3 protein-coding genes and 1 pseudogene are annotated in these 8,520 nt (G+C 69.0%); 3 read left to right on the top strand and 1 reads right to left on the bottom strand.

Going from position 1 to position 8,520, the window contains the following annotated elements; genetic code table 11:
- Nucleotides 1–3,525 (bottom strand): glycosyltransferase family 4 protein (locus tag HR086_RS41835; protein ID WP_174468410.1); only part of this gene is annotated, 3,525 nt, incomplete at its 3' end.
- A gap of 132 nt (nt 3,526–3,657) precedes the next feature.
- Here HR086_RS41835 and HR086_RS48990 point away from each other — a divergent pair.
- The 3 genes and pseudogenes from HR086_RS48990 to HR086_RS41820 all read left to right on the top strand — a co-directional run.
- The gene (locus HR086_RS48990; protein WP_254626680.1) at nt 3,658–6,516 is read left to right on the top strand and encodes a DUF4912 domain-containing protein; all 2,859 of its coding nucleotides are present in this window, start codon (nt 3,658–3,660) and stop codon (nt 6,514–6,516) included.
- A gap of 25 nt (nt 6,517–6,541) precedes the next feature.
- Entirely contained in the window at nt 6,542–8,131 is a 1,590-nt protein-coding gene (locus HR086_RS41825) for a glycoside hydrolase family 57 protein (RefSeq protein ID WP_174455209.1), read from the top strand.
- A gap of 97 nt (nt 8,132–8,228) precedes the next feature.
- Nucleotides 8,229–8,520, top strand: a pseudogene (locus HR086_RS41820) (peptidase S1); the annotation flags it as partial.

Genomic DNA, 8,520 nt, shown 5'->3' with positions numbered 1-8,520 from the left:
CTCGGGATCGGTTGCGCTTCCACGGAGTGAGGCGGTGCGGCCGGGCTCGGTGGGCGGGGTCGGGCGGACCAGGGGCGGGAGTCGGTCGGCGTCAAAGGCGCCGCGCGGACGCTCGGGTTCGACGATGCCCGAGGGGCGCGGGGTGTGTCGCTCCGGGTCGGTGCTTCGTGGCGGGAGCTCGGGGACGGCTCCTCGGCCCGAGGGGCGCTCCGGGTCGGTGGTTCCCGTGCGAGCTGAAGCGCGCTCCAGCTCGGACACGGACGTGGTTCGGCCCGAGGGACGCTCCGGATCCGGGGCAGTGGCTCCGCGAACAGAGGGACGCTCCGAGTCGGTGGTTCCCGTGCGCGTTGACGCACGTTCCACGTCGGACACGGATGGGGTTCGACCAGAGGGGCGCTCCGGCTCGGGGACGGGAGTACCGCGAACGGAGGGACGCTCCGAGTCAGTGGACGAACCCGTACGTGTGGAGGGGCGTTCCGGCTCGGGAACCGGTGCACCGCGAGCCGACGGGCGTTCCGATTCGGTGGAGCCGCTCGTGCGTGCCGAGGGACGTTCAGGCTCGGGAACCGGGGCACCGCGAACCGATGGGCGCTCCGAGTCGGTGGAGCCGCTCGTGCGTGCCGAGAGACGTTCAGGCTCTGACACGACAGCGCCACGAACCGATGGGCGCTCAGAGTCAGTGGAGGAACTGCCGCGTGCAGAAGGACGTTCTGGGTCGGGAACGGCAGCGCCGCGAACCGATGGGCGCTCAGAGTCAGTGGAGGAACTGCCGCGCGCAGAAGGACGTTCTGGGTCGGGAACGGCAGCGCCGCGAACCGACGGGCGGTCCGATTCGGCGGAGGAACCGGCGCGACCTGTGGACCGCTCAGGTTCGGAGACGGAGTGGGTGCGCCCAGACGGACGCTCCGATTCGCGGACCGCATCCGTACGGGCTGCTCCTCGCTCCGAGTCGACGGACTGAGTCCCCTTTGTCGGAGTGGTGAGCTGAGACATCCGACGGGAAGGCGTCTCCACTCGCGACGATGTGCTCCGACTGGCGAGCACGGAGCGAGCAGGGATGATCGGCGTCGGAGCAGGTGCTTCGTCCTCGTGCCTTGCCGCGATAGGGCTGCGGACGATGGGTGTGGGCGAAGGCGGTTCGTCCCTCTGGAGCGGCGCCGGAGCCCGGACGATGGGCGTCGGCGAGGGCGGCTCGTCGTACGGAAGCGGAGCGGGAGCCCGTACGATGGGCGTGGGCGAGGGCGGCTCATCCCGCTGGAGCGGAGCGGGAGCCCGAACAATGGGTGTCGGGGAGGGAGGCTCGTCCCGATCGAGCGGCGCTGGAGCCCGAACGATGGGCGTGGGCGAGGGCGGCTCGTCCCTCTGGAGCGGCGCTGGAGCCCGGACGATGGGCGTAGGCGAAGGGGGCTCTTCCCGCTGGAGCGGCGCTGGAGCCCGAACAATGGGCGTGGGCGAGGGCGGCTCATCCCCCTGGAGCGGCGCTGGAGTCCGAACGTTCGGCGTGGGCGAGGGCGGCTCATCCCCCTGGAGCGGCGCTGGAGTCCGAACGTTCGGCGTGGGCGAGGGCGGCTCGTCCCTCTGGAGCGGCGCTGGAGCCCGAACGATGGGCGTGGGCGAAGGGGGCTCGTCGAGACTCAGCGGTGCAGGTGCACGGACGACCGGCGTGGGCGAGGGCGCTTCATCCGCGCGGTCGTCCCCATTCGAGGGCTCGCCAGCCTCAGGACGGGCACGTGATTCCTCGTCCGTCCTGGACGACTGTGGCTCCACCGGCGTTGGGCCAGGTGGAGCATCTTCGAGGTGCGGTGTCGCGGACTTGCTGGGCTCCTCGGGCTTTTCGTCCTCCTCGCGAGCCTCCATCTGGCGGTCGGAAGGCTTCTCTTCGGACCCCGTCGCCTCGGTCGACGCCGCGCGAATCGGCGTGACGGGCGTCGGGTCCGCGGAAATGGCCGTCGAGGTCAGGGGCGTCGGCTCCGAAGGCGCGGGACTCATCGCTCCATTCGAGGTGGAGACCTCGGGACTCGATGTCGCCGCGGGAGGAACGACAGCCCTCTCGCGCAGGGGCAGACCCATCACGACGGGCGGTTCGATGGGGCGGGCGTCCGGCTCCGTCTTGATGAGCCGCGTATCGAACCCGTCGTCCAGCACCATCCCCATCACCACGGGAGGGTCGTCACTGGAGGCGTCGACCGAGGGCTCGGCGGAACTCTCCGCGACAGGTTCTCGCTTCTCGGGCTGGGGAATCTTCACCCGCCCACTGTCCGGAGGCAGCAGCGTCGCGAGCCGGCTGGTGGGGGTCCCCGTCACCATCGTCGCCGCCGGTAGATCGTCCTCGCTCGACCTCGTCACCGGACCCGTTCGCTTCTCCAACAGCGAGTCGTAGAGGTCCAGCAACTGGCCCCGGATGACGCCGGCATCGAGCGCGGCCTCGGCGTGCTCGCGGGCTCGATTGCCCATCTCGACACGACGGGGAACGTTCCGCGCCAGCTCGATGATGCGGTCGGCCATGGCCCGGCTGTCCCCGGCCGGGAAGAAGAGCGCCGCGTCCTCTGGAATGAGTTCGCGGCAGACGGGCAGGTCGGCGGCGATGACGGGACGGCCAGCGGCGAAGTACTCGGACACCTTGGCCAGGGGGCCACCCTGCAGCCGGTTGCGCTCCACGTCGTCGAGCGCGAGCACTCCCACGTCCGCCAGCGCGAGCACCTTCGCCACGTCGTCGTGATGCACCGGCGGCTGGAACTCCACCCGGTCCTTCAGGCCGAGGTCCTTCACGAGGTCATCCAGATGAGGCTGCCAGTCTGGGTGCTGCGCTCCCACGAGCGTGAGGCGCACCTCGACCTGTTGCCCCGCCAGCGCGACGGCGCGCAGCAATGTCGGCAGGCCCTGCCAGCCCACGTGGCTGCCCAGGTACATCAACCGCAGGGGCTCGCCATCCGGAGCGCCCAGGACATCGGGCGCGAACGGCGCGAGGTCCACTGGCGCGCGCACGACGCGGATGAGCTCCTCGCTCGCACCGAGCGACTGGATGTACGAGCGCGTCGTCTGGGAGCCGGTGACGATGAGGTCCGCGTTCATCAGGCAGAACAGCTCCTGCCTGCGGACCTTCGACAGGAAGCGCCGGTCGCCCTCCGTCTGCGGATGCGTGTAGCGCAGCTCCTGCGAGGGGAAGGTCTGGGCCTCGTAGATGAGGCGGTAGCCGTAGTCGCCCTTCAGCTCGCACAAGGCATAGCCGCCGAACGGGTCCGTGAAGTGGGCGAGCGCGTAGTCCTCGCTCTCGAGCTGGCGGCGGACGGCCCGCTCGAACGCCTGGATTCGAGAGGCGAGGTCGCCCGAGCCTACCGGGACGCGCAGCAGTCGAGCACCCTGGTACTTCTCGATGTGGGAGTGGTCAGGCGTCTTCGCCGATAGCACCACCACGGAGAAGCGATCCGGCAACGCCTTGAGGTACTCGGTCAAACGACGTGACGAGCCGGAAGGGCCGGGGATGACGTCGAAGCTGCACAGGAGCAGTCTGGGCAGGTCGCTCAAAGCGGGGGCAGAATACCCAGGTGCATCCTGGGTGTCATCGGGTGAGGTGGTGGGGAGGGGGTCGGGCGACGAACACAAGCAATGCTGGCACGTTGACCCACCACGGCCGGCGACCTAAAGGCGACCTTGCCCATGGACGACCTCAAGAGCGTCACCGTCGGCTCCCTGAGAGAGCTGGCCCGGAAGCATCTGGGGAGCGGATACAGCAAGCTCAATAAGGAAGAGTTGATCGCCGCCCTTGCCGGGTTCGTTCCCGCGCTCGCGAAGCTTGCCCGGTTGGCGGGCATCGAGCTGCCGCGCAAGCGCCCCGCCGCGAAGAAAGCCTCGGCCGAGCCCGCCAAGGCCCCCAAGAAGCCCGAATCCACCCGGGGGGCCGCGTCGAAGGCCAAGGTCATGACGCCCTCCGCCAAGGCGAAGGCGTTGACCCGGACCGCGTCCAAGGCCGCTCCGCCAGTGAGGGCGCTGACCGTGTCCTCGAAGGCGAAGGGGCAACCGTCAGTGAAAGCGGGACCTGTATCGGCCAAGCCGACGGTGAAGGCCGGAGCTGCGTCATCCAGGGCGAAAGCACAGCCCCCCGTGAAAGTTCCGGCCGCGCCATCCAAGACGAAGGTCGCCGCCAGTTCGTCCAAGGCAAAGCCCCAGGTCGAGTCCATGGCGAAGGTCGCCGCCAGTTCGTCCAAGGCAAAGCCCCAGGTTGAGTCCAAAGCGAAGGTCGCCGCCAGTTCGTCCAAGGCGAAGCGTCAGGACGAGCCCAAGGTGAGGGTTGCCGCCAGTTCGTCCGAGGCGAAGCGTCAGGACGAGGCCAAGGTAAAGGTCGCCGACGCACCGTCCAAGGCAAAGGTCTTGGTTGAGCCCAAGGCGAAGGTCGCCGCCAGCTCATCCAAGGCGAAGCGTCGGGCCGAGCCCAAGGTGAGGGTCGCCGCCAGTTCGTCCACGGCGAAGCGTCAGGCCGAGCCCAAGGTGAGGGTCGCCGCATCGTCCAACGCAGAGCCCCAGGTCGAACCCAAGGTGAAGGTGGCCGCCAGTTCATCCGAGGCGAAGCGTCAGGCCGAGCCCAAGGTGAAGGTCGCCGCGTCGTCCAAGGCGAAGCGTCAGGATGAGCCCAAGGCGAAGGTCGCCGCCGAACCGTCCAAGGTGAAGGTCGCCGCCGCATCGTCCGAGGCAGGGCGCCAGTTCGAGCCCACGGAGGAGATGGCGGCATCTGCCAAGGTGAAGGCGCAGCGAGCACCGAAGGTCTCCGCCGCTGCGACCACGACGAGCGAGGCACCCACGGAGGTGAATCGTTCGACGGTATCGGAAACGGAGCAGGAGCCTGCCGTCGCCGCGAAGTCGGTCCCCTCGACGGGAAGCGACTTCCCTGTCGAGAGTGCCGTACCCATCATCGAGACGGCGAAGCCCGCGGATTCGCTCTCCGCTGACAAACCGCGTGCAAAGACCCCACGGAAGGCGGCCACCGAGATGTCGGAGCAGGGACGTGTCTCCGCACCCAAACGCGTGGCGGCCAAGCGCGCTTCCGAGAAGCCGGACAGTCCACCCTCCGCGCGTCCGGCTCACATCGTGAACTTTCCACCCAAGCCCCGCGGTTCGCGCGACACGGCGACGTTCGCGGAGCCCGAGGTCGAGCCTGGTGCTCGTGCTGAAGCGGCCCCTGCCACCCCGTCCGAGCCAGGCTCGGGGACAGCTCCCTCAGCGCCTCCGGTGGAACAGCATCCCGCCGAGCCGCTGATCGAGGGTTTCTTCGTCGCACGCGTCCGAGGTGAGGCAGAGGCCCGCCGGCATCATCTCCAGGAGCAAGCCGCGTCAACCTCGGCTCCCCGTGTTGGTGCGGAGCCCGAAGGACTGGAGCCTCTTCCTGTCGAGTATCAGGACGACACCGCGCTGCTGCTCCCGAGGGACCCCCATACCCTCTTCGCCCTGTGGGATTTCAGTCCCGCCACGCGCGCGCGTGCGATGCACGGACTGGAAGAGCCTCGGGCCGTCCTGCGCGTCTTCGACGGCGAGTCGCTCGTGCGCGAAGTGGATTGCGCACTCGAGTCGCGCGGCTACTACATCCATGGGCTCTCACCCGGGCGGCCGTACCGGTTCGAGGCGCATTTCGTCGGGCACGACGGGCGGAATCATCGCATCGGTCCTTCCAGCAATCGCGTGGCGCTTCCGCCAGCGGGCGTGTCGACGGATACCTCGGTGCGCTTCCTGCGCCGGCCCATTCCGGTGGAGCCCGAGGCCCCCGTGGCGACTCCCATCGCCACTCCGACCGAGGAGAACCGCGAGCGCGAGTATGTCACGTGGCACCGCGTGAACCTGCCCGGCAGCGCGGGTGCGAAGGACATCCCCGTCGTCCATCGTGAAGGTGTCGGACCCGGTGTTCCTCCGTCCCCCGAAGGACCGGGCGCCCAGGTGGGCTCCGGGACCTATCTGCAAGGCGTCGAGCGCGCACCGGGAGCCTCGGACCAGCGCTACCTCGCCTCGCATCGCTACCTGGAGGCGCAGGAGCGCGCGGCGGGTGCGTCGGACATGCGGTACGGGGACGGCGTCGTGCAGGCCACGTCGTCACCGCACGCGTTCGAGTATCTCGAACTGGGGCAGGTGCGCGCTCCTGGCGCCTCCGACCAGCGATACCAGGATGGCGCGGTGCGCGGAGAAGCGCAGGGCGCTCGTCCCGCGTATCAGTACCTGGACATCGGTCGTGCGCCAGGTGCCTCCGACATGCGCTACGCCGACCCCTCACAGCGGGCTCCCGCGAACACGGGCCCGGAGGAAGTCGCGTCCGCGCCCCGCGCCTCGGACCTGAACTACTTCGAGTCCCCGCCTCGTGCGTCGGGCGCTTCGGACCTGCGCTACTTCGAGTCACCACCTCGTGCTCACGGGGCCTCGGACCGGCGCTACTCGGACCTGTCGGGCAACACGACCCCTGGTGCGGTGACACACCCGTCAGGAACCTCGGAACAGGACGCGCACCGGAAGCCGCCCTCGGGCGGGGGCCGCTCGTGAACCCGCAAGGACACTTCGACCGACCATGAGCCTGGGCTCTCTCGCACTCGTCCTTCACGCGCATCTTCCGTTCGTCCGACACCCCGAGCACGAGGACTTTCTCGAAGAGGACTGGCTCTACGAGGCCATCTCCGAGACCTATCTCCCGTTGCTCCTCGCCTTCGACTCCCTGGCGGAAGACGGCATCCCGTTCCGGCTGTCGATGACGCTGTCTCCCACGCTCGTCACCATGCTGCGTGACGAGCTGCTGATGACGCGCTACTCGCGCAAGCTGGACCAGCTCTGCGAGTTGGGCGACCGCGAGGTCCACCGCACCCGGAACGACGCGACCTTCGGAAGACTGGCGCGCTTCTATCGCGACCACTTCGAGTCCCTGCGCCGGGCCTTCCACGACCGCTACCGTCGGGACCTCGTCGCCGCGTTCCGGCGCCTCCAGGACGCGGGCCACCTGGACATCCTCACGTGCAACGCGACGCATGGCTTCCTGCCGCTCATGCAGCAGGTGCCGGAGGCCGTGCGCGCCCAGGTCACGGTGGCCGCCAACCACTACCGTCAGAACTTCGGCAGGGACCCCGCGGGCATCTGGCTGGCTGAGTGCGGCTACTACCCGGGCCTGGAGCGCGTCCTGGCCGCCGAGCGCATCCGCTACTTCTTCGTGGACACGCACGGCCTGACGGACGCCACGCCGCGTCCACTGCATGGCCCCTACGCACCCATCTTCACCGAGTCGGGTGTCGCCGCCTTCGCGAGAGACCCGGAGAGCAGTCAGCAGGTCTGGAGCTCCGAGCACGGCTATCCGGGCGACCCGGACTACCGCGAGTTCTACCGGGACATCGGCTGGGACCTGGACCTGGACTACATCCGTCCGTTCATCCAGCCCACGGGGGACCGGAAGAACACCGGCTTCAAGTACTACCGCATCACCGGGAAGACGAACGACAAGCAGCCCTATGACCCGGAGCTGGCGCGCGAGCGCGCCGCGGTGCACGCCGGCAACTTCCTCTTCAACCGTCAGCGACAAATCGAGCACCTCGCCTCGCGCCTCGGAGGTCGCAAGCCCGTGGTCGTCGCGCCCTACGACGCGGAGCTGTTCGGGCACTGGTGGTTCGAGGGCCCGTGGTTCCTGGAAGCCCTCATCCGCAAGGCTGCCCGCGAGCAGTCCACGTTCGAGCTGGTGACGCCGTCGGACGACCTGCGCGAGACGCCGGAGAACCAGGTGGCCACGCCGCCGATGTCCTCCTGGGGCGCGGGCGGCTACGCCCATATGTGGCTGGATGGCACCAACGACTGGGTCTACCGCCACTTGACCCACTGCGCGCGGAAGATGGTGGAACTCGCGCGGGACTTCCCGGACGCCACGGTTCTGCAACGTCGCGCGCTCAACCAGGCGGCGCGGGAACTGCTGCTCGCCCAGAGCTCCGACTGGGCCTTCATCATGAAGACGGGCACCATGGTGGAGTACGCCAGGCGGCGAACCCAGGAGCACGTGCGGCATTTCCTCCGGCTGCACGACGAACTGCGCGCGGGCACCATCGACGAGGGCTGGCTTGCTCAATTGGAGGGCCGCGACAACGTCTTTCCGGAACTCGACTACCGTCTCTATTGCCCGGGGTGACCTTCCGGCACGTGGGCGTCGGGCTCGAATGTTTCGATGGATGACCGTGGGCCGTTTCGCTTGCGGGACAGCATTTCGGCTTTAGCTTGGGGAGCATATGAACCGTTCTTCCGTCGCGTTCCGGAGAGCCCTGGCCACCGCGCTGCTCCTCGCCGTCCCGTCGGCCTCGTGGGCGCAGGCTCCGGCGCCCGCTCCCGCGCAGGGCCAGCCCGGCAACCTCCAGCCGGCGACCCGGGAGGCGCAGGCGCTCCCTTCGCTGGCGCCGCTGGTGGACTCGGTGAAGTCCGCCGTCGTCAACGTGGACGTGCAGGCCCGTGGCGGTGGCGGAGGGCCGAGGGGCATGGAGGACAACCCGCTCTTCGACCGCTTCTTTGGCGGTGGGGGAGGCC

The organism is Myxococcus sp. CA039A (genome assembly GCF_013336645.1).
Taxonomy (GTDB): domain Bacteria; phylum Myxococcota; class Myxococcia; order Myxococcales; family Myxococcaceae; genus Myxococcus; species Myxococcus llanfairpwllgwyngyllgogerychwyrndrobwllllantysiliogogogochensis.
Note: the sequence above shows the minus strand (reverse complement) of the source record. Positions and strands in the feature narration are given on the sequence as shown.